Source organism: Halomonas rhizosphaerae, from assembly GCF_030012485.1.
Classification (GTDB): Bacteria; Pseudomonadota; Gammaproteobacteria; order Pseudomonadales; family Halomonadaceae; genus Halomonas; species Halomonas rhizosphaerae.
Map to the genome: position 1 here is coordinate 20346 of NZ_JASCQQ010000035.1, position 24746 is coordinate 45091.

The 24746-nt window shown below is 66.1% G+C and carries 22 protein-coding genes; 13 read left to right on the forward strand and 9 right to left on the reverse strand.

Annotated elements, in window-relative coordinates:
• Positions 1-8 precede the first annotated feature (8 nt).
• Together QLQ86_RS16210 and QLQ86_RS16215 are read right to left on the reverse strand one after the other, a co-directional pair.
• Positions 9-641 carry an SDR family oxidoreductase gene (locus QLQ86_RS16210; protein ID WP_282817646.1) on the reverse strand — a complete coding sequence of 211 codons (633 nt, stop codon included), beginning with the start codon at positions 639-641 and terminating at the stop codon, positions 9-11.
• 85 nt (positions 642-726) lie between these two features.
• Positions 727-1209, reverse strand: coding sequence for a metallophosphoesterase family protein (locus QLQ86_RS16215; protein WP_282817647.1), 483 nt, complete (start codon positions 1207-1209; stop codon positions 727-729).
• A gap of 36 nt (positions 1210-1245) precedes the next feature.
• Here QLQ86_RS16215 and QLQ86_RS16220 point away from each other — a divergent pair, with 36 nt between their 5' ends.
• The 5 genes from QLQ86_RS16220 (at position 1246) to QLQ86_RS16240 (ending at position 5201) form a co-directional block, all read left to right on the forward strand.
• Positions 1246-1473 carry a DUF3820 family protein gene (locus tag QLQ86_RS16220; RefSeq protein ID WP_282736467.1) on the forward strand — a complete coding sequence of 76 codons (228 nt, stop codon included), beginning with the start codon at positions 1246-1248 and terminating at the stop codon, positions 1471-1473.
• A complete protein-coding gene (locus QLQ86_RS16225) occupies positions 1470-2459 on the forward strand; it encodes an ion transporter (RefSeq protein ID WP_282817648.1) in 990 nt (329 codons plus the stop codon). The genes QLQ86_RS16220 and QLQ86_RS16225 overlap by 4 nt, the downstream gene beginning before the upstream one ends.
• Positions 2456-2641, forward strand: a complete 186-nt coding sequence (locus tag QLQ86_RS16230) for a DUF1289 domain-containing protein (protein WP_282817649.1) — start codon at positions 2456-2458, stop codon at positions 2639-2641. The genes QLQ86_RS16225 and QLQ86_RS16230 overlap by 4 nt, the downstream gene beginning before the upstream one ends.
• 176 nt (positions 2642-2817) lie before the next feature.
• Positions 2818-3855, forward strand: coding sequence for a GGDEF domain-containing protein (locus QLQ86_RS16235; protein WP_282817650.1), 1038 nt, complete (start codon positions 2818-2820; stop codon positions 3853-3855).
• Between the two features lie 185 nt (positions 3856-4040).
• Positions 4041-5201 carry an MFS transporter gene (locus QLQ86_RS16240; protein WP_282817651.1) on the forward strand — a complete coding sequence of 387 codons (1161 nt, stop codon included), beginning with the start codon at positions 4041-4043 and terminating at the stop codon, positions 5199-5201.
• Positions 5202-5240: 39 nt separating this feature from the next.
• On the opposite strand, the gene QLQ86_RS16245 is transcribed toward QLQ86_RS16240, so the two are convergent.
• The 5 genes from QLQ86_RS16245 to QLQ86_RS16265 form a co-directional block, all read right to left on the reverse strand.
• On the reverse strand, positions 5241-5825 hold the full coding sequence (locus QLQ86_RS16245) for a GNAT family N-acetyltransferase (protein ID WP_282817652.1): 585 nt from the start codon (positions 5823-5825) through the stop codon (positions 5241-5243).
• A 118-nt stretch (positions 5826-5943) separates the two neighbouring features.
• Positions 5944-6396 carry a hypothetical protein gene (locus QLQ86_RS16250; RefSeq protein ID WP_282817653.1) on the reverse strand — a complete coding sequence of 151 codons (453 nt, stop codon included), beginning with the start codon at positions 6394-6396 and terminating at the stop codon, positions 5944-5946.
• 102 nt (positions 6397-6498) lie between these two features.
• On the reverse strand, positions 6499-7731 hold the full coding sequence (locus QLQ86_RS16255; RefSeq protein WP_282736460.1) for a DUF3422 domain-containing protein: 1233 nt from the start codon (positions 7729-7731) through the stop codon (positions 6499-6501).
• Positions 7732-7826: 95 nt separating this feature from the next.
• On the reverse strand, positions 7827-8795 hold the full coding sequence (locus tag QLQ86_RS16260) for a magnesium transporter CorA family protein (RefSeq protein ID WP_282817654.1): 969 nt from the start codon (positions 8793-8795) through the stop codon (positions 7827-7829).
• Between the two features lie 109 nt (positions 8796-8904).
• Entirely contained in the window at positions 8905-9819 is a 915-nt protein-coding gene (locus QLQ86_RS16265) for an alpha/beta hydrolase (protein ID WP_282817655.1), read from the reverse strand.
• A 131-nt stretch (positions 9820-9950) separates the two neighbouring features.
• Between QLQ86_RS16265 and QLQ86_RS16270 the strand changes: the two genes are divergently transcribed.
• Both QLQ86_RS16270 and QLQ86_RS16275 read left to right on the forward strand, forming a co-directional pair.
• A complete protein-coding gene (locus tag QLQ86_RS16270) occupies positions 9951-10967 on the forward strand; it encodes an acyltransferase family protein (protein ID WP_282736457.1) in 1017 nt (338 codons plus the stop codon).
• A gap of 111 nt (positions 10968-11078) precedes the next feature.
• Positions 11079-11975: a universal stress protein gene (locus QLQ86_RS16275; protein ID WP_282817656.1), complete on the forward strand. Its 897-nt coding sequence runs from the start codon at positions 11079-11081 to the stop codon at positions 11973-11975.
• A 31-nt stretch (positions 11976-12006) separates the two neighbouring features.
• On the opposite strand, the gene QLQ86_RS16280 is transcribed toward QLQ86_RS16275, so the two are convergent.
• A complete protein-coding gene (locus tag QLQ86_RS16280; RefSeq protein WP_282736455.1) occupies positions 12007-12720 on the reverse strand; it encodes a DUF3581 domain-containing protein in 714 nt (237 codons plus the stop codon).
• 141 nt (positions 12721-12861) lie between these two features.
• Between QLQ86_RS16280 and QLQ86_RS16285 the strand changes: the two genes are divergently transcribed.
• The 6 genes from QLQ86_RS16285 to QLQ86_RS16310 all read left to right on the forward strand — a co-directional run bounded on the left by QLQ86_RS16285 (position 12862) and on the right by QLQ86_RS16310 (position 23674).
• Positions 12862-16326, forward strand: a complete 3465-nt coding sequence (locus QLQ86_RS16285) for a translocation/assembly module TamB domain-containing protein (protein WP_282817657.1) — start codon at positions 12862-12864, stop codon at positions 16324-16326.
• 124 nt (positions 16327-16450) lie between these two features.
• Positions 16451-17935 carry a sodium:proton antiporter NhaD gene (gene nhaD / locus QLQ86_RS16290; RefSeq protein WP_282817658.1) on the forward strand — a complete coding sequence of 495 codons (1485 nt, stop codon included), beginning with the start codon at positions 16451-16453 and terminating at the stop codon, positions 17933-17935.
• Positions 17936-18310: 375 nt separating this feature from the next.
• The gene (locus tag QLQ86_RS16295; protein WP_282817659.1) at positions 18311-18754 is read left to right on the forward strand and encodes a hypothetical protein; all 444 of its coding nucleotides are present in this window, start codon (positions 18311-18313) and stop codon (positions 18752-18754) included.
• Positions 18723-19928, forward strand: coding sequence for a porin family protein (locus tag QLQ86_RS16300; protein ID WP_282817660.1), 1206 nt, complete (start codon positions 18723-18725; stop codon positions 19926-19928). Before QLQ86_RS16295 ends, QLQ86_RS16300 begins: the two co-directional genes overlap by 32 nt.
• Positions 19929-19958: 30 nt before the next feature.
• Positions 19959-22838, forward strand: a complete 2880-nt coding sequence (locus QLQ86_RS16305) for a bifunctional diguanylate cyclase/phosphodiesterase (protein ID WP_282817661.1) — start codon at positions 19959-19961, stop codon at positions 22836-22838.
• Positions 22835-23674, forward strand: coding sequence for a PEP-CTERM/exosortase system-associated acyltransferase (locus QLQ86_RS16310; protein ID WP_282817662.1), 840 nt, complete (start codon positions 22835-22837; stop codon positions 23672-23674). The genes QLQ86_RS16305 and QLQ86_RS16310 overlap by 4 nt, the downstream gene beginning before the upstream one ends.
• Here the strand turns inward: QLQ86_RS16310 and QLQ86_RS16315 are convergent.
• Positions 23664-24746 (reverse strand): DUF3541 domain-containing protein, encoded by a 1083-nt coding sequence (locus QLQ86_RS16315; protein WP_282817663.1) that lies wholly within the window; start codon positions 24744-24746, stop codon positions 23664-23666. The two genes, QLQ86_RS16310 and QLQ86_RS16315, sit on opposite strands and share 11 nt — an antisense overlap.

Below are 24746 nucleotides of genomic sequence, written 5' to 3' on the forward strand. Positions count from 1 at the left end.
TGCCCGCGCTATGCCAGCGCCTCGCCGATCTCCCGATCGCCGTCGAGCAGCACGAACTCGCGGTCGACCCGTTCCCGGGCCTTGAGCAGGTGCAGCAGGGCGTGGGCGACGTTGGCCCGCGAGACCCGGTTCTCGCCGCCGGTCTCGGCGAGCGAGGTGGCGACGCGCTCGGTCGCGGGCTCGTCGGTGAGTCGGCCCGGCTTGAGGATCACGTGGGGCACCCCGGCCAGGCGCAGGTGGGCATCGGCGGCAAACTTGGCCGCCATGTAGGGGCGCAGCTTCTCCGGCGCCTCCTGGGGATTCTCGGCGCGCATGGCGCTGACCATCAGGAAGCGCCCGATGCCCACCTCACGAGCGATGTCGACGGCGCGGATCGCCCCGTAGAGGTCGATCAGCAGGGTCTTGTCGGGGCCGGTATGCGGGCCCGAACCGGCGGTGAAGACCACCTGGTCGCAGCCGTCGAAGGCGGGGCGGAAGTCGCCCTCCAGGTCGGCGATCACCGTCTCGATGCCGCGCTCCTCGAACCAGGGCTGCTGGGCCGGGTCGCGGATCATTGCCTTGATGGGCTCGCCGGCGGCCTGCGCCAGCGCGCAGAACTGGCGGCCAATCTGGCCGTTGGCGCCGATCACCAGGGTCGTCATGGGCTCTCCTCGCGTTGGGTCAGGGGCATGGGGTTACACCCTCCTGCATGCGGGCACAGGTGTGCGGGATCAAGGCGTGGCCGCCTCACAGCGGCAGGTGCTGGATCGCCCCGCGCAGGCCGCGCGCGTCCGCCCACAGCTTGCCCAGGGTGATGGGTAGCCGGAAGCGGCGCTTGCCGGCGGCGCCCGGGTTGAACAGCAGCCGCTCACCCCGCCATTCGTGCCGTGGCTTGTGGGAGTGGCCGTGGAGCACGGCGTCGCAGGCGATGGCCGCGTCGAGATGGGCGATGTCGTGCACCAGGTGCAGCCGCCAGCCATTGACCCTCAGGTCCAGGGTGTGGGGCAGCCGCTCGGCCCAGGCCGCGGTGTCGAGGTTGCCACGCACGGCGTGCAGGGGCGCCAGCTCGGCGAGCCGCTCGAGGAGGGCGGCGTCCTCGTCCTTGCTGCCGACGTCGCCGAGATGCAGGATCAACTCGCAGCCCTGGAGCATCGCCAGCGCCTCGGGGCGCAGCAGCCCGTGGGTATCGGAAATCACTCCGATGGGCCCTTCGAGCCTCACATCCGGCATGGTAAGGTCGCCTCTGTCCGTCATGGAGCCAGCATAGTGAATCCTGAAGACCTTGAGAAACTGGTCACCCTGCGCATGCCCTTCGGCAAGCACGCGGGCTGCCTGATCGCCGACCTGCCCGGCCCCTACCTCAACTGGTTCGCCCGGGAGGGCTTTCCCGAGGGACAGATCGGCCGACTGCTGCACCTGATGCACGAGATCGACCACAACGGCCTGAGCGAGCTGCTCGACCCGCTGCGCACGACCGCCGGGGGGAAACGGTGAAGCGGCCCGTCGGCCTGGCCCTGGAGCGCCTGCATATCGCCTGGGACCTGCTGATCCTGGTCCTGGTGATAGCCAACCTGGCGCTGCTGCTGTTCGATACCCTCTTCCTGCTGCCGCCGCTCAACGATGCCTTCGCGGCCGTGGCCCCGGGCTGGCATGCCGCCTACGACCAGCACATCCACGCCAACTTCATCGCCATCGACCTGGCCTTCGTCAGCATCTTCCTGCTCGATGTGCTGCTGGGCTGGACCGTGGCCATCGCCGAGCGGCGCTACCATCGCTGGTTCTTCTATCCCTTCGTGCACTGGTATGACGTGCTGGGCTGCATTCCCCTTGGCGGCTTTCGCCTGCTGCGGGTGCTGCGCGTCATCTCGCTGCTGCATCGCCTGCAGCGGGTGGGAATGATCGATATCCGTCGCTGGCGACTGTATGGCGTCTATGCCAAGTACTACGACATCCTGCTGGAGGAGCTCTCCGATCGCATCGCCATCCGACTGCTCGACAATGTGCAGCAGCAGGTCCGCGCCAGCGACTCGCTCTCCCGCCGCGTCGTCGGCGATGTGATCCTGCCGCGCAAGCATCAGCTGATCGCCGAGGTCTCCCGCCGCCTGGAGGAGATGGCCGACAGTGCCTATGTCGCGAACCGCGATGAGCTGATGCGCTATGTCGCCGCCCTGGTGGGCCGCACCCTGGCCGAGAGCCCCGAGATACGGCGCCTGAAACGCCTACCCATGGGCAGCCAGGTGGCCAGGGGGCTGGACGAGACACTCCGCGACCTGGCCTGTCGGCTGCTGGACGAGGCCGTGAGGGGCATGCGCTCACCGGAGTTCGGGCACCTGGTGGAGCACATGACGGAGAGCGGCTTCGATACCTGGCTGCAGGTCGACAAGCACACCGACCGGGTGACCGAGCAGGTGATGATCGACACGCTCGAGATGCTCAAGGAACAGATCGCCGTCAGGCAGTGGCGTGAAAAGTATGAGTGATCCCCCCCGAATACCGCCCTTCCCCCTGCGTGCAGGTCTGTCGCCTAACGCCGGAGGGCACGCACTGCGAGGGATGCGGGCGCACCCTGGACGAGATCGCCCGCTGGACCCGCATGGACGAGGCCGAGCGGGTGGCGGTCTGGCAGCGGCTGGCACGCGAGGGACGGACCGAACCGGTCTAGCCGGGCGAGGATAGCCTGCGCAGAGGGGCCCGCAGCCATCCAGGCCTGTCTCGGGGGCGGGAGCCGCAACCGGCCGGCCCGGTGCGTGGAAAGTCCGATGACGCGTTCGGCGTGAAGTGCCGCGTCACATGGGATAGCGTGACGCAACGGATGCCCCGGTCCAACGAGAGAGCGCCATGTCCGAACAAGACCCCCTGCCACCTCTGGAATGGGATCCTGAGGGCGTCCAGATCCAGGGCTTCTCGGCCGGCCTGTATCAGATCGAATGGCTGCTGGTCACGATCGTCATCCTCTATCTGGTGATCATGGGCCTGCCCGCCGAGGGGGGCCTGGGGGTGCTGGTGGCTACCATCAGCTATTTCGGCTTCAGCCTGCTGGCCAGCCGGCTGCGTTTCTTCGGGGAAAGGCAGCGCTGGCTGCTGGCCCTGCACACCTGGGCCATGATCGGCTTCATCACCTGGTTTCTCCACGGCACCGAGGGCGTCACCGGTCCGCTGGCGAGTCTCTACCTGCTGGCGATCGTCACCAGCGCGCTGACCCTTGGCGTCATGGTCACGATGCTCGAGGTGGCGGCCATAGCGGCCTGCCAGCTCCTGCTGCTCCATCTGCAGGGCACCGACATCCTGGCCACCGACAGCCTGGCACCGGTCGGCACCAGCATCATCGCCCTGTTGATCGTCGGCTACCTCACCGCAGCACTGGTCCATACCATCCACCTCTCCAACCGCACCCTGCTCAAGATGGCCAGCCGGGACGCATTGACCGGCCTGTTCAACCGCCGTGCCTTCGACGACCTGTCCAGCCCGATCCACGAGATGGCCAGACGGGCGCAGCGTCCCTATTGCGTGGTCGTCATCGACATGGATGGCCTCAAGGTCATCAACGATACCCAGGGACACGCCGCCGGTGACCGCGCCATCCTGGGCCTGGCGAAACGGCTTCAGGCGTGCAAGCGCAGCAGCGACCTCCTGGCTCGCTATGGCGGTGACGAGTTCGTGATGCTGCTTCCCGATACCGATGCGGTCGGGGGCAAGAAAATGATGGAGCGCGTCATCAATGCCAGATGGCACAACCCGCAATCCATCAGCATCGGCGTTGCCTCCTACCCCGAACAGGGCGAATCGTTCGAGGAGCTGGTCGGCCACGCCGACAGCGCCATGTACCTCAGCAAGAGCTCGGGCGGTAATCGTGTGTCGGCCCGGGCGGCGGCCTGAAGCAGGACCCCGGAGCCGAACTGGCAGCTGCAAGAAGACAAGAACGGCCCCGCCACGGCAGCGTCAGCAGCCACCACAGGTGGTCGGTCTCCCCCACCCGTCCCCGGCGAAGCGCGGCGGGGAGGAGTCGCCGGGCCGGCAAAGATGGCACAATCGCGCCCTTTGCCGCCTGCCAAGGAGGGGACATGCCGGCCACGACGCCCCACGCCCGCCGGGTCACCCACCGCTACTTCCTGGTCATGCTGGCCGTCGGCATGAGCGGCGGCCTGCTCGGGCCGGCGCTACCGCACCTGGCGGCGATGACCGGCTCGACCATGGGCCAGATCTCGGTGCTGTTCACCGCCCGGGCGCTGGGCAACATGCTCGGCTCGCTGCTCTCGGGGCGGCTGGTGGACCGTTTCCCGGGCCACCGCGTAGTCGCCGCCATGCTGCTGCTGATGGCGGCAGGGCTCGTGGCGGTGCCGTTCGGGCAGGAACTGGCGGTGCTGACCGGGGTCGTCTTCGTGCTGGGCCTGGCCGAGGTCTCGGCCAATGCCGGCGCCAACACCCTGCTGCTGTGGGCCCACGGCAAGGACTCGCCGCCCTGGATCAGCGCCCTGCACTTCTGCTTCGGGCTGGGCAATACGCTGGTGCCCCTGGTGCTGGTGGCGATGCTGGCGCTGACCGGCCACTTCGCCTGGGCCTTCTGGGCGGTGGCACTCTATACGCTGCTGCTGCTCTGGCCACTGGCCCGCCTGGAGAGCCCCCGGGCGCCGGCCGCCCGCGCGGACGATGCCCTCGTGCCACCCGCCGATGCCTGGCGGCTGGCCCTGTTCCTGTTCATGTTCGGCCTCTACGTGGGCATGGAGATCACCTTCGCCGGCTGGGTCACCGCCTATGCCACCCTGCGCGGCATGCCCGGCGAGGCGGCCGCCATGCTGGCTACCCTGTTCTGGCTGGCGCTCTCGGTGGGGCGCCTGCTGGCGATCCCGCTGCTGCGCCGCTTCTCGCCCTGGTGGGTGCTGCGCGGCTGCCTGGCCCTGGGGCTGGCCAGCGCCCTGGCGCTGCAGCTGGACTGGCTGCCGCTGGGGGCGGTCTCGCTGCTCTTCGGGCTCGCCGCCTCGGCAATCTTTCCCACCCTGTTCGGGCTGAGCAACCAGCTGATGGCGATGAGCGGTCGCACCACCGGGATGATCTTCCTGGCCGCCGGCAGCGGCGCCATGGCGGTGCCCTCGCTGGCCGGCCCGCTGCTGGAAGGGCTCGGGACACGCAGCTTCCCGCTGCTGCTGATGGCACTGGTGGGCCTGCTGGCCATGGCGCTGTCTGCCCTGCAGGCCAGGGTGGCGCGCACCTCCCCCCGTCCATGAGGTCGAGGGGCGTTGGCCCGGCGCCCGGCACGAGGTCGCCTAGCCACTTTCCAGGCGACGGGTCATCAGTACCCAGTCACCACCCTGCGCGCAGCCGGGCCAGGGAACCAGCGGCAGGGACGCGGCATCGAGGAAGCCCAGCCGCTGGTAGAACGACCGGGCAACGGCATTCTCCGCAGCCACGATCAGGCTCATCTGGTCGCAGCCGGCGGCGATCGCCGAGGCCTCGGCCTGGGCCATCAACAGGCGGCCGATGCCCTTGCGGCGTGCCGCCGGCAGGGTGGCGATGGCGTTGATGTACCAGCTGCCCGGGACCCTGGCCTCGAGGCGCAGGAGCGGCTCGACCACGGCGGGACACTCCTCCAGGTCCTCGGGGTCGATGGCCTCCGGCAGCCGATAGGCGAGGATCATCCCGACCAGCCGCCCCCGGTCGATGCACACCCTGGCGTGGCGGTAGCTGAAACCGCCCTCCTGCCTGGCGGCACGTTGCATGCCGACCTCCAGGGGGGATTCACCCCCCTCGGCCATCAGCCCCCAGAGGTACTCGGGCAGCCCTTCCCCCGCCAGGTTGATCAGGTAGGCCAGGTCTCGGGCATCGGCCCGGACCGCATCACGTAATCGCATGATCACCTCCCGGCACCCTCACGCCACGGCCCTGGCAGCTCGGTGGGCCGCGTCGCGGCCAGGGCAACAGGGCCCGCACGGCCGACCAGCGGCCCCGCGGGCCTGGACGTTGCGGGCGTTACTCGAAGGTGGCGCAGACCTCCGACTGTGCGCCGGGGTCGTGGCTTTCCACGTGGGTGACCGCGTCACTGGCGGGCTCCAGCGATACGCTCCACTGGTGGTCATTCTCCATGGGGTCGCAGCTGCCCTCGCTGCCACCGCCGAAGTTGGAGTCGATCCAGTAGTGGACCTCGTGACCCTTGCCGTCCTGCAGGGCGCCGGGGAAGTCGAAGGAAAATGCCGGGTCGCCGTCAGCGGAGACGGTGCCGGATTCCTCGGCCAGCACCTCGCCGGACTCGGCGTCGACCACGGCCACCTGGATCGCCTGGCCGCCGTGGGGGCCGCCGAAGCTGGCGTCGCCCTGGAAGGTCAGGTCATGGCCCTCGCTGGCCAGGGCCAGGGGGGCGGCGAACAGCAGGGAAAGCAGCATCCAGCGAGACAGGGGGCTGGAAAGGATGGTTGGCGTTGTCATGATGCACCTCCCGAAGGGGTAAAGGTGAGCCTCAGGCCCTGAGGGGCCTGTTCCCAGCATAGTGCCAACCCTTGTCCCCTGCCGGGGTGAGGGGCCCTGCCATCAGTGATTCTTGACGCGCTGGATCCGCCAGGCCAGCAGGCCGATGATCCCCAGCCCCAGCGGCCCCAGCACGGCGGCGGCGACACTCGGCTCGATTGCCACGCCCAGGGCGTCGAGGCTCTGCAGCCCCAGCTTGAACAGGCTGAAGAGGTAGTAGCTGATCACGATGATCGACAGCCCCTCGACGGCCTTCTGGATCTTCAGCTGGCTGCTGGTGCGCTCGTTGAGGCTCTGCAGGATCTCGGAGTTCTGCGCCTCGATCTCCACCTGGGCGCGGGTCCGCAGCAGGTCGTTGAGCCGCGCCACGCTCTCCGCCAGGCTCTCCTGGCGCTGGTTGATCGCGGCGCAGTAGTGCACCGTCGGCCGGAAGCGGCGCAGGATGAAGGTCCCCAGCCGGGGGCGGTCGCCGAGGCGCTCCTCGCGCAGTTCCTCGATGCGGTTGAAGACGATCCGCGCATAGGCCTCGGTGGCGCTGAAGCGCTGGCGAGAGCGGGCCCCGGAGCGTTCGAGCCGCGCCGAGAGCGCGGAGATGGCCGCCAGCAGCGGCCGGGAGCTCTCCTCCTCGTCCTCGGTATTGCGCTCCGAGAGCTCGCCGAGCTCGAGCTCGTGGTCGCGCAGCTCGAGGCTCATCTCCTTGGCCACCGGCAGGGCCAGCGAGGCCATCATGCGATAGGTCTCGATCTCCAGCAGCCGCCGGGTCATGCGTCCCAGGCGAAAGGCATTGAGGCCGCGGTTGACCAGCAACAGGCGGTTGACGCCGGCCGCCGTGAGCCGGAAGTCGCTCCATACGGTGGCGTCGCCATCGCCCACGCTGGAACCGGCGGGGTCGCGAAAGCCGTAGGCCTCGGCGTCGCCGCCCCAGGCGGCCTCGGCCTCCACCAGGATCAGGCTGGCGTTGATCAGCGCCCGGCTGTGTTCGGCGGCGATCTCCGCCAGCAGCGGCGGGGGTGAGGGCCAGGGCTCGCCCCGGGCTGGCTTGGGCACCAGCAGCGTGAGGGTGAAGAACTCGGTGTGGCGCTCCCACTTCAGGGTCTGGTCGCCGAGATCGAGGATCTCCTGGGCCGCCTCGATGTCGGGGGTCCTGCCGACCACCTCGGCGACCCGGCCGAGGATGTCCGCGGCGATGTCGTCATCATCGAGGAAGGCATAGTGGTGGAGGTGCGCCGGCTCCTCGAAGTAGATCGAGGGCCGGGCGTGGAGTTCGTTATGCAGTCGGGCGCGCTGTGGGTGCATGTCGGGGCCAGGATAGGGGAAAGTCCCCCGAGACTAGAGGCTGGCCTCGCCCGGGCCAAGTGTGCCGCGTCAACGTGCCGCGACGGCGGCCAGGCTCACAGCCACTTCCTGCGCCGGAACAGCCACAGCAGGCCGAGGCCGATGGCGAGCATCACTCCCAGCACCACGAAATAGCCAAAGCGATAGGCGAGCTCCGGCATGTGCGCGAAGTTCATGCCGTAGATGCCGGCGATGAAGGTGAGCGGCACGAAGATGGCGGTGATCACCGTGAGCACCCGCATGGTGATGTTGAGCTGGTGCGAGGAGAGCGAGATGTAGCCATCGATCAGGTCGCCGCAGATGTCGTAGTACATCTGGGTCAGGCTGTACAGGCGCTCGAAGCGCTCGTGCACGTCGTTGATCGCGTGCAGGGTGTCCTCGTTATCGCGGGGCAGGTGCTCGTAGTCGTAGGCGGTGAGCTCCTGTGTGATGCCGACATGGTAGCGGAACACCCGACGCATCTTCACCAGCCGGGAGCGGTAGGCGATGACCCGGCGCATCAGGGCGTCGCTGCCGTCTTCCATCAGCTCGTCCTCCAGGTCGCTCAGGGCATTCTCGAACTCGAGCAGGCTGTCCAGGTAGTAGCCGGCGGAGACGTACATGACCCGCAGCGCCACATGCTCGGGGGAGCGGCGCAGCAGCGTCTCGCCCTCGTGGGCCAGCAGACGGTCGATGCTCAGCGCCAGGCCGGGATGCAGGCTGATCAGGGAGCGCTCGCCGAGGAAGAAGGCGATCTGCTGGGGCGCGAAGTTGAGCTCGGCATCGAAGGAGGAGATGCCGCGATAGAGGACCAGGGTATGGGTCTCGAACTCCTCGATCTTGGGCGGGTGGCGCTCGCGGTGGGCGTCGTCGATGGCCAGAGGGTGGCAGTCGAAGGCCTCGAGCAGTTCCCGCTCGCGCCCCTGACTCTCGCCCTGCAGGTCGATCCAGATACGACTCCCGGCCTCGTCGCGCCAGCGTGCGATCAGCTCCTCCCCGCCCCTCGTCACACGGCCATCGGCCTCCAGCAGCAGCGTACGCATCATCGGGTCGTCATCCTCCGGCGAGACAATCCCTGAACCTTACGGCACGGCTGGCGCCCTTGCCCAGCACCGGCCGAGAAGATGCTGTTCTCCCTTGCCGGCCTGGCGGGTGTCAGCCCGGCGTGGCAGGCTCGGGGTCCTCGACCCGGGCATCCTCGCTCTCGATCGGCACCGGCCCCTGGAGATGGCGGAACATGAAGTCGAGCCCTCGCGGCAGGCTGGCGCGCCATACCCGCCAGGTGTGGCCACCGGGCAGCACATCCAGGTGCACCTGGCCGAGCTGGTGCGGCTCCAGCGCGCTCTTGAGCAGCCGGGCATGGTGCACGGCATTCAGCCGGTCGCGATCCCCGGCAGTGAGGTAGAGGGGAACGACGAGCTCCTGGGAGAGGTAGCCATCGAGGTGCGCGGTATAGTTGGTCCGCTCCCAGAGGCCGGTGTCGAACTCGCCGTCCCTTATGAAGGCGGGATGGCGCCAGGCGGAGGAGTTGTCCGGAGGCAGCGGATGGTAGCTGGCGGGACTGAAGGCGGCCGCGGCACCGAAGAGACCGGGGTAGGACAGGGCAAAGTTCACCGCGCCGAAGCCTCCCGCCGAGAGGCCGGCCACCCCTCGCCACTCGCGGTCGGGCACCACGTGCCAGTTCTCCTCGATATGCGGAACCAGCTCCTGCAGGAAGGCCGAGCGCGCCGGCTCGTTGTGGCCGTCGATCCACCAGCTCTGGCTGCCGGGCATGACGATGATGGCCGGCGGGATGACGCCCAGCCGGATCAGCCGGTCGGCCGTGCGGCGCAGTCGACCCTTCCGGGCCCAGTCGCTCTCGCTGCCGAAGGAGCCGTGCAGCAGATAGACCACAGGATAGGCCTGGTTGCTGACCGCATAGCCCTCGGGCAGATAGAGGGTATAGGGATACTCGCGCCCGAGATGCTCGGAGTGGAAACGCTGCTCGCTGACCTGGCCGCTGGCCGAGGCCGTGGCACCCGACAGCAGGCCCAGCAGCAACAGGGTGGTCACTCCGATCTTGCGGATCATGCGCGATCCTCCAGGTGCGAGAGAATGAGAGGGAATTCCTTCATGCAGGGAATTCGGGGCGTTACCCGCGGTCGGACACCAGATCGGCGCGACGCGTTCCACCAATATCCATCGGCGGCCACGGAGAGCCCATGAAACGCATCGAGGAAATCTACTGGCTTCGATTCTATGGCTGCCTGGCGGTCTTCATCTTCCATCTGGTAGGGCGCGTCGAGGATAACTACCTGGAACACCTCAGTCTCGACCTGGCGCGGATCCCCACCGTGCTGGGCACGCCGATCTTCATCTTCATCTCGATCTTCCTGTTCTCGGCCCGCTACGGCAACGAGACGCCGCACAACTTCCTCGCCAATCGCTTCAAGTACGTGATGGTGCCCTACGTCGTCTACGGGATGATCTACTCCCTGGCAGAATACCTGCGCATGCTGGCCAGCGAAGAGCGTGTCAGCTTCGGCTACCACATGACCGAATACCTGGTCTTTGCCGGCTGGCATGGCTACTTCCTGATCATCGCCATGCAGTTCTACGTGCTGTTCTGGCTCTACAACCGGTTCGACCTGCAGCGTTGGCTGCCCTCCGGCCCCTGGCTGGTGGTCGGATCCGTGATCAGCATCGGCTGGTGGGGCTTCTTTCGCTGGCAGGCGATCGAGCCACCGGGCTACCTGCACTGGATCGCGCCGCTGGGCTGGATCTACCTGTTCTTCCTGGCCCTGCTGATCGTCAAGCACTACCCGGACCTCCAGGAACAGGCCTGGTTCCGCCGTCTGTCGCACCCCGGCTGGCTGGTCGTGCTGGTGGGCGGCATCGTCGCCTTCACCCTGCGCGGTGAGCTGGAGTACTCCTCCAAGGAGACCTGGGTGGTGCCGCTGTTCATCTTCTCGCTGCTGTGGGCCATGCGCTGGCTGGTGGGCCTGAGGGCGACGCCCCTGGTCAAGAAGGTCAACGAGTACTCCTTCGGCATCTACCTGGCCCACCCGCTGTTCTTCTCGGTCGTGGACTTCATCGGCTGGCAGGTCCCCATCCCGCTGTGGCTGTACGTGATCGCCCTGGCGCTGGTGGGCATGGGCGGGTCGATACTGCTCAATCGGCTGGCCAACCAGGCCGACTGGAGCAGCATCCTGCTGGGCAAGCGCTTGCGGGTGGCCTGAGGCGACAGGCAGCGGAACACCAGGGGATGGCGCCCCGGGCCTACCCCTCGACACCGGCTGTCGATTACAGTGCCTGCAGGTCCGCGGTTCTGGAACGGGGAGGAAATATCGATGAGTGAGCCGATCTCGCTGGTGATCGTGCCCGTGGATGGATCACCCTCGGCGCAGGCAGCCGCCCGCCACGCCAGCCTGCTGGCCAGGCTGCTGGAGACGCCGCTGCAGCTGCTCCACGTGATGCCGCTCAACCCCGCCGAGCTCAGCGATATACCCGCCAACCGCCAGGCGGAAGCCGACCACGACAGGGCGCGACGCCAGGACATCGCCGCCGAGGCGTTTGCCCGGGCGCGGCAGGCGCTCGACCCGGACCTGACGCAGCCGCCCGCCGAGGTGATCCTCGAGGATGCCACCTTCATCCGCCACCCCGACCGCGTCATCCTCGAGCATGCTGCCCGGCAGCCCGGATGCCTGCTGGTACTGGGGGCACGCCAGCTGAGTGAGGTCGGCAAGTTCATGCAGGGCAGCATCAGCAACGAGGTGGTGCATCGAGCCCGCTGCCCGGTGACCATCGTGCACGCCCAGGCTGGCCCGTCCGATGCGTCACGCCTGGGGCAGGTGCTGGTGCCGGTGGATGGCTCCCCTCACTGCCTGAAGGCGACCGCCCTGGCAGGCGAGCTGGCCCGCCGTGCCGACGTGCCGGTGGAACTGGTCTTCTGTCGGCCGGACGGCCTCTCGGCGGCTGCCGAGCACGCGGACGACAGCCCGTCCGACGAGGCCTTCCAGCGGGCCAGGGAAGCGCTGGGCGAGGTGCCGCGCGGCATCGAGGAGGTGGTGAGCGAGGGGAAACGCGTTCCCGAGGCCATCGTCGCCCGGGCCCGGCATCACGCCGAGGCGGCGCCGATGGTCGTCATGGGCCGCCGTGGCCTGGGCAAGTGGCAGTCATCCCTGCTGGGTAGCGTCAGTCATCGGGTCATCGACCTGGCGCCCTGCCCGGTCACCGTGGTGGCCTGAGCACCGAGTGACAAGTCTCCGGGGTGTCGCCTCAGGCCTCGGCCTCGTGGTAGGCCTTGAGACGGTAGAACTCCGCGACCACCTCGTCCATGGCCTCGGCGTCGTAGTCGCAGAGCCCGCTGACCACCAGCTTCTTGGAGCCGGTGCCGATCGCCTCGTTGCCCGCCATGATGCGGAACTCGAGCAGCGCATCGCCGCGCTTGCCGCTCACCTCCAGCGAGGAATCCACGAATTCCAGGCCCGGCGCGGGCGCATCCAGGCGGTCCAGGCAGAAGCCCATGCTGTCGTAGATCACCAACGGGCGACGCGGGTTGAACATCACCCCCTTCTCTTCCATCAGCGGCTTGAGGTAGTGGGGGAAGTTCTTGCCCGAGAAGGCGACATAGCTGCGGGTGAAGGCCTCCACCACCGACTCGTCACGGGTCGCCTCGCCGCTGCGCTCGACTTCCAGATAGCACTTGCCGCTCTCGTCGCAGACGCGGATCCGGCCATCGTCCTGTTCGCTGAAGCACAGCGGCGTGCCGTCCCCGACCATGCTCAGGAAGCGGAAGGTCATGCGCTGGGAGAGGCCGAAGCGTGCCAGCACCAGGGCGAACAGCAGGTCACCGGGCACACAGAAGCGACGTGCATCCGGGTTGTGGATGGGGTTGTAGTCGCCGGCAATGCGCTTGGCGAACTGGCTGGCCTGCCGTGCGGAAATGCGGATACGCCCATCCGTAAGCGTATGGAAATCATCGAGAAACATGCACTGTATGCCTGAGTCGTTGGCGGTCTGTACCCTGCCGGCGATTGCCGGGAGGGCAGATGATGCCACAAAACCCCGCGACAACGCAGGCCGACGAGGCCGTGTACCATGATCCGGGACACCGCGGGTCGAGGAAGTCACATGCAGCGCCTGGATGCCGATAGCTCAAGACGCCGACGCCTGACCTGGCTGCTGGCCCTGCCCCTGCTGGCCCTGGCCCTCTACCTGGTGGTGGCCAACGGGCTGATCAACGCCCGATACACCCAGGTGTGGCTGGCCGAGAAGTCCGGCATGTCGATCCGCTGGGCGTCGGGATGGAGCGCCTTCCCCGGCCACCTCGCCCTCGAGGCACTGTACGTCGAGAGCGAGGACCCGGCCCTCGAGCTGGCGGTGGACCGGGCACGTCTACGGGTCTCGCTGGCGGCGCTGCTCGAGCGCCGGCTGGAGGTCTCCACCTTCACGGCACAGGGGCTTCGCCGCTTTCGCCTGGGCCACCACCGCCTGGAGGGCGATGGTGGTATCGCGCTCTCCGGCCTGCGCCTTGACGAAGGCCGGGTATCGATCCAGGGCCTCGAGCTCTCCCTGGCAGAGGCCCGGGTCAGGCGCGGCAGTACCGTGCTGGCCAACGACATTCGCCTGGCAACCGACCTGCAGGTGGCGCCCTTTCGCCTGCGTGAACACCCCGACCTGGCGGCGGCCCGTTTCGTGTCGGGCACGCTGTCCCTGGATGCCACGGCCGACGCCTGGGACGTCTTCAATCCCTACCTGCGCCAGCTGGGCTGGCTCGACCTGGCCGGCCACGGCAGGCTGAGCGGCGAGCTGTCGCTCGAGCGTGGCGAGCTCGCCCCGGGTAGCGACCTCACGCTGGATTCCCCATCGCTGATGGTGGAACTGGACGAACGGGTGCTGCTGTCGCCGCCCCCGGAGCCCGAGGAGGGAAAGCGGCCAGGCCGGGAGCGGGCCGAGGGCACGTCCGACCGCCATCGGCTGAGCGGCGGGGGCCGCGTCGCCGGCCGGGTCGTGGAAGGCGAGGAGGGGCCGGTCATGGAACTCGGCGTGACCCTCGACGAGATGCGGATGCTGCGGGCGGGGCTGGACGATCCCTTCATGACCAGCCGGCGCTTCCGGCTCTCCGCGCGGCTGCCCGGTGCCGACCTCGCCGACGCCCCGCGACGACTGGCCTCCGCCCGGCTCGAGTGGGAGGATGCCCGGCTGCCCAACGTGGGCGCCCTGGCGGTCTACCTCCCCGAGGGCGGCCCACTGACGCTGCAGAGCGGCAGTGCGCGACTGGAGGGGTACCTGGCGTACCGGGATGGCCTGCTCGAGGGCGACTTCCACCTGGCCGGCGACCAGGTGGCCCTGACCCTGGCCGGACGTCCGCTGGAAGGCAGCATGACCCTGGACCTGGCCCTTCCCGAGGTCGACCCGCGCCAGCGGCGTCTCGACCTGTCGGGCACCCACCTCGAGGTCTCGGCGCGCGGTGAGGAGGACGAGCTGCCGTTGACCACCGAGGTCACCCTGGAAGAGGCCAACCTGACCTCGATGGTGCCCCTGGCCAGGCTCATCGGGGGACAGGGCCCACCGCCGCTGGATGGCCGGGTGGTGATCAGGGGACGCGTGGCCCGGCTCGATGTCCTCGATGACTTCCTGATCCACGCCGTCGACGGCGGCCTGACCCTGGAGGGCGGCGGTGACCTGGCGGCCAGCCTGCAACTGGAGCGGGGCCGGGTGGCCTCGGGCAGCCGCCTGGCCGTGACCACCCAGTCGTTGCGGGCCCGCCTGTTCGACCTGGAGGCCTGGGGGCGGGGCAGCGTTACCGCCAGCTGGCAGGAAGCCCTGGGTCGACCCAGGGCCCGGCTGGACGCCAGCCTGGAAGAGACCCGTGTGGCGAGATCCTCCGACCGTCGCCTGCTGATGCGCGATGGGCGCCTGGTCCTGACGGCCGAGAGCGACGCCCCAGGGCTCAGTGCCGCGCTGGCGGGACCACGCCTGTCGCTCGCCTGGGAAGACGCCACGATGCCCGATGTCACGGTGCTGCAGGCCTACCTGCCTGCGGCCGCACCGGTGACGCTGCAGTCCGGACGGGGCACCACCCGGGGTCGGGTCACGGTCGAGGGGGGCCAGGCCCGTGGCCAGGCCGACCTGGCCGGCCAGCGCATCACCGGCCGCCTGCTCGGCCGGGAGGTGGAAGGCGAACTGGCACTGGACCTCCAGATTCAGGAGGCCGACCTGGACAACGGTCGCCTGGACCTCTCCGGATCACGGCTGTCGATGCAGGCGGCAGCGACGGCATCGGGTCCGCGCCTGCGTACCCGGATCGTGGCACGCGAGGCCCGCATCGGGCCGCTGCCGATGCCGGGACGGAAAGGAGCCGCGCCGGGAATGGACGGGCAACTGGTGCTCGATGGCCTGGTCGCCAACCTTGGATTCCTCGACGACTTCCTCCCGCCTGCCCACGGCCTGACCCTGGAGGGCAGCGGCCGATTCCGGGCCGAGCTGCGCCTCGCGGATGACCACCTTCGCCCGGGCAGCCAGCTCCGGGTCGAGGCGGACGACCTGGCAGTCGGCTTCCTTGACTTCGTCGCCAGTGGCCAGGGCCGCCTCGAGGCCGAGATCGACGGCGAACGCGAGGCTCCGGGAGCCCGACTGGCCCTGACGCTGCCCCGTTTCAGCCTGCACCGCATCGGCGAGGCAAACGCCCACGTCGAAGGTCGTCATTTCAGCCTCGAGACCGAGACGCCGCGCTTCGGCCTCGACCCCGACGAACGTTCGCTGCAGAACTTCAGCACCCGCATCCGCCTGCCCATCGCCGAGGTGGATGACCTCTCTCGCTACAACGCCTACCTCCCCGAGGAGTCGGGCCTGGCACTGCTGGGCGGCCGTGCCGGGCTGGAAGTGGACCTCCACCTGGAGGGGCTCCAGGCTCGCGGGGATCTCGGCCTTCAGGCCTTCGACACGGCCATCCGGCTCGGCGATCAGCGCCTGGAGGGCGACCTGCGGCTCGAGGCCCGCCTGCGTGATGGCAACCTTGTCACTCGCCGCTTCGATGCCTCCGGCTCCCGGCTGCGGCTGGACAACATCCAGCGCCGGGATGAGCAGACGCGCGGCGAGGCCGGCTGGTGGGCGCAGCTCGACATCACCGAGGGCCGTCTTGACTGGACCCGCCCCCTGCAACTGGATGCGCGGCTCGACATGGCGATGCGCGACAGCGGCCTGCTGGCGCGCCTGTTCCTGTCCCGTGCCCGGGAATGGGAGTGGCTGGGTCGGCGACTGACGGTCAACGACATCCGTGGCAACGCCCTGCTCCACCTCGACGACGATACCCTGCAGCTGCGCGAGGCGCGCCTGGCTGGCGACTCCCTGGAGATGCTCGCCGACCTGGTCTTTCGTGACGAGGCGCCGGACGGCTCGCTCTATGCGCGCCTGGGCATCCTCGCCGCCGGTGTCTCCCTCGACAAGGGGCATCCCGAGGTTCGCCTGCTGCGTCCGCGACGCTGGTATGAACGCCACCGTCCCTCGCCCGAAGAGGACCTGGAAGAGGTCACCGTGAGCCAGTGGCAGCAGGCCCTGGAGACCCAGGCTCGGCCCGACGGGAACAGCGACTGACCTCTCCCCCTACCAAAGAATCGGGGGTAATAAATAAGTGGCATACTGCATCGCAACACGCTGTGATAAGATTCTGCCGCTTTCTAACCCTTCCCCCACCTCCTGCCTCAGGATGATCGCAGCCATGCTGACAACCTGTCGTATACCCCCCCGGCCACGGCAAATCGCCCGTTGGCCGGGCATGCTCGTGCTCACCATGCTCTCGCTGCTGGCCAGCGGGCCCGTGCTCGCCGCCACCGGCGAGCTCGACCTGACCGGCTCCTTCGTGGGCATGCTCGCCGTCGCCGTCTTCGTGCTGGCCTACGCCCTGGTCATGGCCGAAGAAAAGATCCACATGCGCAAGTCGAAGCCGGTCCTGGTCGCGGCCGGCATCATCTGGGCGCTGATCGGCTGGGTCTATGTCAAGGCGGGCATGCCCACCGAATCGGAGCACGCCTTCCGCGTGACCCTGCTCGAGTTCACCGAACTGATGTTGTTCCTGCTGGTGGCGATGACCTACATCAACGCCATGGACGAGCGCCGGGTGTTCGATGCGCTGCGCTCCTGGATGGTCCGCAAGGGCTTCAGCTATCGCTCGCTGTTCTGGATCACCGGTGTGCTGGCCTTCGTGATCTCGCCGATCGCCGACAACCTGACCACCGCGCTGCTGATGTGTGCGGTGGTGACCAAGGTCGCCGAGGGCGACAAGCGCTTCATCAACCTCTGCTGCGTCAACATCGTGGTGGCGGCCAATGCCGGCGGCGCCTTCAGCCCCTTTGGTGACATCACCACCCTGATGGTCTGGCAGGCGGGTATCGTGCAGTTCTACGAGTTCTTCGACCTGCTGATCCCGTCGCTGATCAACTTCGTGATCCCGGCCGTGGTGATGAGCTTCTTCATCAAGAACCGCAAGCCCGCCAGCATGGAAGAGGACGTCTGGCTCAAGCGCGGCGCCCGCCGCATCATCGCCCTCTTCCTGCTCACCGTGGCCACCGCCGTGGCCTGCCACACCCTGCTGCACCTGCCGCCGGTGCTGGGCATGATGACGGGGCTTGGCTACCTGCAGTTCTTCGGTTACTACCTGCGCCGCACCCTGCCGCGCTCCCTGGAGCGCAAGCGTACCCGTTACAGCCAGCGCGGTGACTGGAAGAAGCTCGAGAGCCTGGGCAGCGTGGTGCCCTTCGATGTCTTCAACCGTGTGGCGCGGGCCGAGTGGGACACCCTGCTGTTCTTCTACGGCGTGGTGATGTGCGTGGGTGGCCTCGGCTTCATGGGCTACCTGGGCATGCTCTCCGAGGCCCTCTACACCGGCTGGAACGCCACCGGCGCCAACATTGCCCTGGGGGTGATCTCAGCGGTGGTCGACAACATCCCGGTGATGTTCGCCGTGCTGACCATGGAGCCGGAGATGTCCCATGGCCACTGGCTGCTGATCACCCTCACCGCCGGGGTGGGCGGCAGCCTGCTGTCGATCGGCTCGGCGGCCGGCGTCGCCCTGATGGGCCAGGCCCGCGGCAACTACACCTTCATGGGTCACCTGCGCTGGACCCCGGTGATCGCCCTGGGCTACATCGCCAGCGTGATGGCCCACCTGTGGATCAATGCCGAGAGCTTCCACGTCTTCGGCTGACCCCTTCCCCCCGGCGGCCCTCCGTCGCCGGGTTTCTCGCTCCGCGTTGATACGCAGGCCTGTAAATTTCCTTAAAGTGATGTAGCGTATAAGAATGACCCGTGTCAGAAAGGCACGATGGTCTTCCTGATGCCTATCGTGGGAAACAACTGATACGCATCGGGCATAAAAAAAGATAATGCCCCAAGGGGCTGCAGGGAGAAGGCGTCATGGACTCATACACACGTAACGGGCAAGCCGCGCCTGCATGGTGCATGAACCTGGCGCTCATCAGACAACGGGAACGCGACCCCCGATGCCATCATTCGTCCTGATCCGCTCCCTGGCGGCGGCAGGCGCCGTTGCCGATGCCTGCCAGCCGGGGAGGCGCACTTCATGCGGCGCCTGAGCCTCCTGGCCCTGGCCACCGTGATGCTGGCCGGCCTGTTGCCGGCCGGCTCACCGGCCATTGCCCAAGAGGCACAGATCCTGCTGGTGGCACACCCCGATGTGAATACCCGCCAGCTGAAGCGCGATACCACCCGCGCCATCTTCGCCATGAGACAGCGCACCTGGCCCAACGGCCAGGCCTTGCGGGTCTTCGTGCTCGACAACAACCACCCCGTGCATGCGCGCTTTGCCAAGGAGCAGCTGGCCGTCTATCCGCACCAGCTGCAGCTCGCCTGGGATCGCATGGTGTTCTCGGGCACCGGCCAGGCGCCCGACCGTGTTCGCGACCAGGCGGAGATGCGCGAGCAGGTCGCCACCACCCCCGGCGCCCTGGGATATCTTGAAAGGGAGTACCTGGATGATCGCGTCCAAGTCATTTCGATGGAGTGATCTCCGCTCCATAACCGCCATGGCCGCCGTTTTGGCCCTGGGCCTGTCTGCTCAGGCCCGCAGCGACGAAGGCGTACTGGATACCCTCCAGGTGCATGGCTTCCTGAGCCAGGCGCTGGTCATCACCGACGACAACAACTTCTTTGGTTCCAGCAGCGAGGACGAAGGCAGTTTCAAGTTCACCGAGATTGGCGCCAATGCCTCGCTGCGGCCCCACGAGGACGTGCTGCTGGCCGCCCAGGTACTGAGCCGGCGCGCAGGGGGGGATGGCAGCGATGCACGCCCGGTCCTCGACTATGGTGTTATCGACTATCAGATGCTTTCGAACCAGCAGCGCACCTTCGGCATCCAGGTCGGCCGTTTCAAGAACCCCTTCGGCTTCTACAACGAGACTCGGGATGTGGCCTTTACTCGCCCCAGCATCCTGCTACCTCAATCCATTTATTTCGACAGAACCCGATCATTGGGGCTCTCTGCAGATGGTGCAAGTGTATATGCCGAGGAGCGATTTAACAGTGGCGTAGTTCGTTTCAAAGGCGGCATGGGCACACCAACAACTCGAGATTTAGCAACCCAGCTTTTCCCGCCTTCCCTAGACTCTCAAGTCAGTGGCGAAACCTCCTCAATTGCCCAGCTTATTTATGAGCACAATAATGGCCATTTCACTGCAGCCATCAGCACTGCCGACGTAAATCTAGATATCAATCTTGGACCCAGCAATGGTGAGCTTAATTTCCAACCCTGGATATTATCTCTCCAATACGACATGGAAAATTGGGCACTTACAGGTGAATATGCCATTCGCAACCTCTCCTTATCGGGCTCCGGCGCAATACGCGAGTCAGACATTACTGGCGAAAGCTGGTACATCCAATATTCACGCCGCTTCCATGACAATTGGCAGTGGCTGATTCGTTATGACAATTTAGTCAGCGACAAAAGCGACCGCTCAGGCAGTGAATATGAGATGCAGAACCTGGGACCAGCACACTCGCGATTTGCCGAAGACATTACTCTTGGTCTGCAATGGAACCTAAACCCACGTGTTCTTCTCGCGGCCGAATACCACCGTATCGACGGCACTGGCTGGTTACCCCTACAAGATAATCCTGATCCCTCGGAAACAGAGCGCCACTGGAACATGCTGCTGTTCCAGCTCTCATTGCGCTTCTGACGTCCTCTATCTGGCCAGGAATCCGCAGAGATGACCCTCCCCGCATCCCTCCGGTCTCGTCGTCGACTCAGCCTGACATGGCGTGTCGTCGCCCTGAGCAGCCTGCTGCTGGTCGGGCTCGTGGCGCTGTTCACCTGGCTGGGCCATGACAACCTGACCCGCCAGTTCCAGGAGAGCCGCAACCAGCACCATGAGCGCCAGCAGCGCGAGATCCGCCTGGCCCTTCAGCGTTCGGCGGAGAACCTTCGCCAGCTGGCGGGCCTGGCCGCGGCCTCGCCACGCCTCGGACCACCCCTGGAGGCGGGCAACGCGGAGGAAGTCGAGGAGGCACTGGCGTCCCAGTGGCCGACCCTGCAGCTCGAGGCCGGCATCGACGAGATCCTGGTGGTGGATACCCGGGGACGGACCATGGGCCGCTGGGGCTCCAGCCAGCCGGAGGGCAGTTTGCCTATCCAGGCCTGGGTACAGCGAATCATGGACACCGAGATGCCTATCACGGCATTGCGCTGCACGACGGACTGCCAACAGTATGCCGCCGTTCCGGTGCTGGTGAATGGCGATAGCGTCGGCCTGGTCGTGCTATCCCGGTCGCTGGCCGATGTGACCCGCCAGGCCAGGGAGGTCTCCAACGCCGAGGTGGCCCTTCTGGTGACCGGCTCGCTGGAGAGCCGAGACCTTCCCGAGGCACGCCATCTCGCCCCCTGGAATGGGTATCTCCTGGCCCTGACGCGCCAGGAGCAGAGCCTGCCCGTCCTGCAACGGGCAGCCCGACTCGGACCGATCAGCGCTCTACTGCAAGCCCCCCTGCAGCTTCAGCACCGGGGCCAGTACCTGGAGCTCAGTGCGGTCCGCATGGATGAGGACGCGGACCGGCGCAGCACCGGGTACTTCCTGCTGGTCTCGGATATCTCGGCCCAGATCAGGGCCATCAACGAGGACACTCGCATCCTGCTGGGGGTAGGCCTCGCGGGCTGGATCGCCGCGGAGCTGGTGCTGCTGCTGATCCTGCTGCGGCCCATGGCCCGCCTGCGCCGGATCGCCGGCTTGCTGCCGACACTGGCCAGCGGGGGATTCGACGATGTCCGGGCCGCGATTCCGACTGTCCGTCACCGCCTGCCGGACGAGATCGACGTGCTGGAAGGCACCACGCTGGAGCTCTCGGGACAGCTCGAGATGCTGGAGCAGGAGGTTCAGGAACGCGGCGACCAGCTGGCGGAGCGCGTCGAGGAACTGGCCCAGGAAAGGGACTTCGTGAACAGCCTGCTGGATACCGCCCGGGTCTTCATCATCGCCCAGGACAGCAGGGGACGGATCAGCCTCGTCAACGACTACACCCGCTCGATGCTGGACCTGGACGAGCCCTCCCTGCTGGGCCGCCACTTCGTGGACGTGTTCGAGGCGGGCAGCCCTTCTCCGGTCGGCGCCTTCGGCACGCCGCAGCAGGAGGAACGCACCCTGCAGACCCCGGACCACCGCATTCATACCATCGCCTGGTACCATGCCCCGCTGCCGTCCGGCACTGACGGGAGCATGTCGCGGATCTCGGTGGGGCTCGACATCACCGAGCGCAAGGCCGCGGAGGCCCGCCTGACCTGGCTGGCCGAACGCGACCCCCTGACCGAGCTCTACAACCGGCGCTACTTCCAGGACGCCCTGCAGAAGGCACTGTGGCGGGAGTCGCATGGTGCCGTGCTGCTGCTGGACCTGGATCAGTTCAAGGAGGTCAACGAGCTCAGCGGCCACCATGTCGGAGACCGTCTGCTGCGAGAGGTGGCCGAGACCCTCCTGCTCAACCTGGGCCATCGCGGCGTCATCGCCCGCCTGGGAGGCGACGAGTTCTCGCTGTTGCTGGAGCATGCCGACGAGGACCAGGCGGTCCAGGTTGCCCAGCATATCGACCGGTTACTCGACAGCCTGGGGTTCACGGCCGCAGGGCGACGTCACCGGGTCACCGCGAGCATCGGCATTGCCCTGTTCCCGACCCACGGTGCGACGCCGGCCGACCTGATGGCCAGTGCCGACGTGGCCATGTACAAGGCCAAGGATAGTGGCATCCAGCATTGGCACTTGCTCTCCAGGACAGAGAATGCCAAGGACGAACTGCAGGAGCGTGTCTACTGGGTCGAACGCGTACGCAGCGCCTTGGAAGAGGAGAGCTTCGAGCTGATGGTGCAGCCGATCATGCGGCTGGAGGATCGCGACGTGAAGCACTACGAGGTGCTGCTGCGCATGCGCGATGCCGATGGCAGCCTGGTGTCTCCCGCCTATTTCATCCCGGTAGCGGAGCGCAGCGGCCAGATCGTGCAGGTCGACCGCTGGGTGCTGCGCCACAGCCTGCGGATACTCAGCCAACTCCAGGAGCGAGGCATCAGCCTGGCGGTCAACCTGTCCGGCCAGTCCCTGCATGATGAAGGCCTGAAACAGTACCTGGCCGACGAACTGGCCGCCAGCGGTGCCGACCCCCACCACCTCATCCTCGAGGTGACCGAGACCGCCGCCGTGACCGATTTTTCCACTGCACGCGGCGTGTTGCAGGCGGTCCGCGACCTTGGCTGCCGAACCGCCCTGGACGACTTCGGCGTGGGCTTCAGCAGCTTCCATTACCTGGGGCAGCTGCCGGTGGACTTTATCAAGATCGACGGTTCTTTTATACGGACGCTAACTACCAATCCTGAAAGCCAAGTTATCGTAAGAGCCATTGCGGATATAGCAAAAGGTTTCGGAAAGCAGGCCATTGCTGAGTTTGTGGATCAAGAAACTCTAGTACCAATCCTTCAAGACTACGGGATCACATACGGCCAAGGCTTCCATCTTGGAAGACCATCAAGGCTGGACGACACCTTTAATGATTCACAAACTCTTTTTGGCAAAAAAACCAAATACGCAAACTCTAAAGATGATGACCAATGAGCACATTCGAAACCAACACTGAAAAAGCATCTGTAGCAACTCTTCGAAAAAGAAGAATTGACCCTCGCACTTTCTCTGAGAGATTCAAATTCATCATTGCACACACGCCAGAAGAGAAGCAGCGCGCCTTCTCACTTAGGCATGAAGTATTCCACGAAGAACTCCATTACAACATTGGAGAAAAAATAAATGCGCCGCTAGAAAAAGATTCACATGACCAGAACTCAATACTTTGCCTTCTCCAGCACAAAGAAAGTGGGATGGATGCTGGCTGCTTGAGGGTAGTGATTATAGACACCAAGGCCAATAGCTCACCACACATCCTCCCGCTAGAAGAGTATTGCAAAAGCAGCTTTCAAGGCTATGATTTGAATCCAAACACTTTCCCAAAAAGCACAGTTTGTGAAGTATCCCGTCTTGCCGTCCATCCTTCATTCAGAAAAAGATCAAAACCACCTACGGGCATAAGAGATGAAGACATTAACAGAATATGTTCAATAAGTGAAAAACAAGAACCAGCACTAATTGGTTTGAGCTTATTCCTTGCCGCAACTGCTATAGTTGGCCTCTCTGGACGAAGGCATGTCTTTGCAATGATCGAACCAAAATTTAATAGACTGCTAAAAGCATCAGGCCTTCACTTTCAAAAGGCAGGAGAAACTATAGACTACTGCGGGACCAGAGCAGCTTACTACATAGATCAACACCGAGCCGAAGACAACCTTCCCGAAGAAATAACACCTCTTTACAACCATATAAAAGAAGAGCTTTCGTCACAAATTCATGAAAACAGCGACCCCAAATTCTCTCCAAGTTATTCACATACTAGAGCATAGGTCCCATATGTAAATATCTTGGCCAGTCCAGCAGCATGATGGCCAGCACGTTGCGGTGTTCGCCGCTGGCCAGGTCGGTGCCTCCCTGCTCTGACGGCACCATCCTCGCTCCGGGGTCATAGGCCTCGACCAACGCATCCTGCAGTCGCGTCACGGCCGGATGATCCTCCTCCCCGGCCAGCAGGAAACTGATGCCCACCTCCGTGTAGATATCCTCCTTGGTATCCGCGAGGATGCGATCCAGGCTCGCGGCGAACTCGTCCAGCACCCAGCGGAACTCCTCGGCTGACACCGGCTGCTGGTAGTAGTCGCTGGCGGCGATCACGAAGTGGGTCATGCCGTAGATCTTGTTGCGGTACTCGGCCGTCGAGAGCCCCGGGTCGCGCCGCGGTGGGTACTGGTGGCGGAAGGCGGTGATGACCTCCTCGCGCAGGTCGGTCACGCCCAGGTCCTCGAGGTAATACACCAGGTTGGCCACCTGGGCGGCATAGACCGCCATCACGTCGGAATCGAGCAGGAAGGTACGAAAGTCGACGCTCGCCAGGTAGTCCAGCGCCCGTTGATGGCCGGGAAGGTCGGCCTCGTTCAACAGGCCATGGTATTTCGCCTGGGTCAGGTCAAAGGCCAGGCTCTTCGCGTAGGCGATCTCTCCCCACTCGGCGAGCATCCGCTTGCGACGACGCTGCTTCTCGCTGCCCGTCGGATAGGCAGCCACCTTCTCCCGGGCCCGTCGTTCGGCGTGGCCCGGCGTGTCCAGCGCCTTGATCTCCTCGCGAATCCGGCCCACGAGGCGGTGACCATAGACCCGATTGAGGGGCAGGTAACGGGCGTCGCCGGTGATCCGGTAGAGTCGCTGGGCATAGTGGCGCTGCTTGCTCCGGGGAAGGTCGGGCAGCGCTGCCTCGTAGTTCTCGCGGATCGCCCCGGCCACGGCCGCATGGTCCAGCCCCTGTTCACTTTGCTGGAAGTCCCGTTGCTGGAGGGAACAGCCGGCCAGCGACAGGAGCGCCACCATCAGCCAGGTCACGAGCACGGCAGGCGTGCGGGGCCTTCCTCGAATCGTCAGGTTCAT

Bases quoted from the DNA above. Each gene is read 5' to 3' on its own strand.
- QLQ86_RS16210 (WP_282817646.1), bottom strand. From the start codon at position 641: ATGACGACCCTGGTGATCGGCGCCAACGGCCAGATTGGCCGCCAGTTC.
- QLQ86_RS16215 (WP_282817647.1), bottom strand. From the start codon at position 1,209: ATGCCGGATGTGAGGCTCGAAGGGCCCATCGGAGTGATTTCCGATACC.
- QLQ86_RS16235 (WP_282817650.1), top strand. From the start codon at position 2,818: ATGTCCGAACAAGACCCCCTGCCACCTCTGGAATGGGATCCTGAGGGC.
- QLQ86_RS16240 (WP_282817651.1), top strand. From the start codon at position 4,041: ATGCCGGCCACGACGCCCCACGCCCGCCGGGTCACCCACCGCTACTTC.
- QLQ86_RS16245 (WP_282817652.1), bottom strand. From the start codon at position 5,825: ATGCGATTACGTGATGCGGTCCGGGCCGATGCCCGAGACCTGGCCTAC.
- QLQ86_RS16250 (WP_282817653.1), bottom strand. From the start codon at position 6,396: ATGACAACGCCAACCATCCTTTCCAGCCCCCTGTCTCGCTGGATGCTG.
- QLQ86_RS16255 (WP_282736460.1), bottom strand. From the start codon at position 7,731: ATGCACCCACAGCGCGCCCGACTGCATAACGAACTCCACGCCCGGCCC.
- QLQ86_RS16260 (WP_282817654.1), bottom strand. From the start codon at position 8,795: ATGATGCGTACGCTGCTGCTGGAGGCCGATGGCCGTGTGACGAGGGGC.
- QLQ86_RS16265 (WP_282817655.1), bottom strand. From the start codon at position 9,819: ATGATCCGCAAGATCGGAGTGACCACCCTGTTGCTGCTGGGCCTGCTG.
- QLQ86_RS16270 (WP_282736457.1), top strand. From the start codon at position 9,951: ATGAAACGCATCGAGGAAATCTACTGGCTTCGATTCTATGGCTGCCTG.
- QLQ86_RS16275 (WP_282817656.1), top strand. From the start codon at position 11,079: ATGAGTGAGCCGATCTCGCTGGTGATCGTGCCCGTGGATGGATCACCC.
- QLQ86_RS16280 (WP_282736455.1), bottom strand. From the start codon at position 12,720: ATGTTTCTCGATGATTTCCATACGCTTACGGATGGGCGTATCCGCATT.
- QLQ86_RS16285 (WP_282817657.1), top strand. From the start codon at position 12,862: ATGCAGCGCCTGGATGCCGATAGCTCAAGACGCCGACGCCTGACCTGG.
- nhaD (WP_282817658.1), top strand. From the start codon at position 16,451: ATGCTGACAACCTGTCGTATACCCCCCCGGCCACGGCAAATCGCCCGT.
- QLQ86_RS16295 (WP_282817659.1), top strand. From the start codon at position 18,311: ATGCGGCGCCTGAGCCTCCTGGCCCTGGCCACCGTGATGCTGGCCGGC.
- QLQ86_RS16300 (WP_282817660.1), top strand. From the start codon at position 18,723: ATGATCGCGTCCAAGTCATTTCGATGGAGTGATCTCCGCTCCATAACC.
- QLQ86_RS16305 (WP_282817661.1), top strand. From the start codon at position 19,959: ATGACCCTCCCCGCATCCCTCCGGTCTCGTCGTCGACTCAGCCTGACA.
- QLQ86_RS16310 (WP_282817662.1), top strand. From the start codon at position 22,835: ATGAGCACATTCGAAACCAACACTGAAAAAGCATCTGTAGCAACTCTT.
- QLQ86_RS16315 (WP_282817663.1), bottom strand. From the start codon at position 24,746: ATGAACCTGACGATTCGAGGAAGGCCCCGCACGCCTGCCGTGCTCGTG.